The organism is Spirochaeta isovalerica, from assembly GCF_014207565.1.
In the GTDB taxonomy this organism is placed as follows: Bacteria; Spirochaetota; Spirochaetia; order DSM-2461; family DSM-2461; genus Spirochaeta_F; species Spirochaeta_F isovalerica.
This window is the reverse complement of sequence record NZ_JACHGJ010000027.1, coordinates 1-1,592: the sequence shown is the minus strand read 5'-3', so window position 1 is coordinate 1,592 and position 1,592 is coordinate 1. Positions and strand designations below refer to the sequence as shown.

Sequence of the window (1,592 nt, the reverse complement as noted above, 5' to 3'; positions counted from 1 at the left end):
CTATATGAGAGTGATAAACCAGTTTGTTAGCGGAATGTCTCTGGGAAGAGCAACCGAAGAGGGTGAAAGTCCCGTATGTGAAAACGAATTGGCTCTCAGGTGGTACCTGAGTACAGCGGGGCACGAGAAATCCTGCTGGAATCTGGGGGGACCACCCTCCAAGGCTAAATACGAGATAGCTACCGATAGTGAATTAGTACCGTGAGGGAAAGGTGAAAAGAACCCCGGGAGGGGAGTGAAATAGAACCTGAAACCGTGGACCTACAAGCGGTCAAAGCCTTAATTTATTAGGGTGATGGCGTGCCTTTTGTAGAATGAGCCTGCGAGTTACGATATGCAGCGAGGTTAAGGCATAGAAGTGCCGGAGCCGGAGGGAAACCGAGTGTGAATAGTGCGTTTAGTTGTATGTCGTAGACCCGAAGCCGAGTGATCTACCCATGTGCAGGTTGAAGCTTGAGTAAAATCAAGTGGAGGACCGAACCCGGATCTGTTGAAAAAGGTTGGGATGACATGTGGGTAGGAGTGAAAGGCTAATCAAACTCGGAGATAGCTGGTACTCCTCGAAATGGTTTTAGGATCAGCCTCATATGATTTTTTGCGGAGGTAGAGCACTGATTAGGCTAGGGCCCTTCACCGGGTACCAAACTTAGTTAAACTCCGAATGCCGTAAAACAAAATATGGGAGTGAGACTGTGGGTGATAAGATTCATGGTCGAAAGGGAAAGAGCCCGGACCGTCAGCTAAGGTCCCTAAACTATGCTAAGTGGAAAAGGAAGTACGATTGCCCAGACAGCCAGGAGGTTGGCTTAGAAGCAGCCACTCCTTTAAAGAGTGCGTAATAGCTCACTGGTCGAGTAGTCGTGCGCCGACAATGTAACGGGGCTAAGCATAGTACCGAAGCTACGGATCAGCATATTTATATGTTGGTGGTAGAGGAGCGTTCTGTAGGCCGATGAAGGTGATCTGTAAGGGTTGCTGGAGGTATCAGAAGTGAGAATGCAGGCATGAGTAACGAAAAGGCAGGTGAGATCCCTGCCCGCCGAAAACCTAAGGTTTCCTGGGTAAAGGTAATCTTCCCAGGGTTAGTCGGCCCCTAAGGCGAGGCTGAAAAGCGTAGTCGATGGGAAACTGGTTAATATTCCAGTACTTCTGTCAATTTCGATGGGATGACGCATAAGGAGAAGCACGGCCGGAGAATGGTAGTTCCGGTCTAAGCGACAAGGTGTTGATTGGGGCAGGTAAATCCACCCCGAGAGCCAAGTCGTTAAGGATAGTGGACCTACGGGAAAGCGAATTGTGTGGATTCATGGTGCCAAGAAATAATCTCTAAGGTTAGGTTGACAGGAACCGTACCGCAAACCGACACAGGTAGGTAGGATGAGTATTCTAAGGCGTACGGGAGAACTCACGTTAAGGAACTCGGCAAAATGCATGCGTAACTTCGGGAGAAGCATGGCCTAGCGCGTAATGGCGAGGTTGCAGAGTCCAGGTCCAATCGACTGTTTACCAAAAACACAGGTCACTGCGAATCTGCAAAGAGAAGTATAGTGACTGACACCTGCCCGGTGCTGGAAGGTTAAGAGGAGTTGTTA

1 rRNA gene is annotated in these 1,592 nt (G+C 49.2%); it reads left to right on the top strand.

The window, feature by feature from the left end:
- Window positions 1–1,592, top strand: a 23S ribosomal RNA gene (locus HNR50_RS22085); the annotation flags it as partial.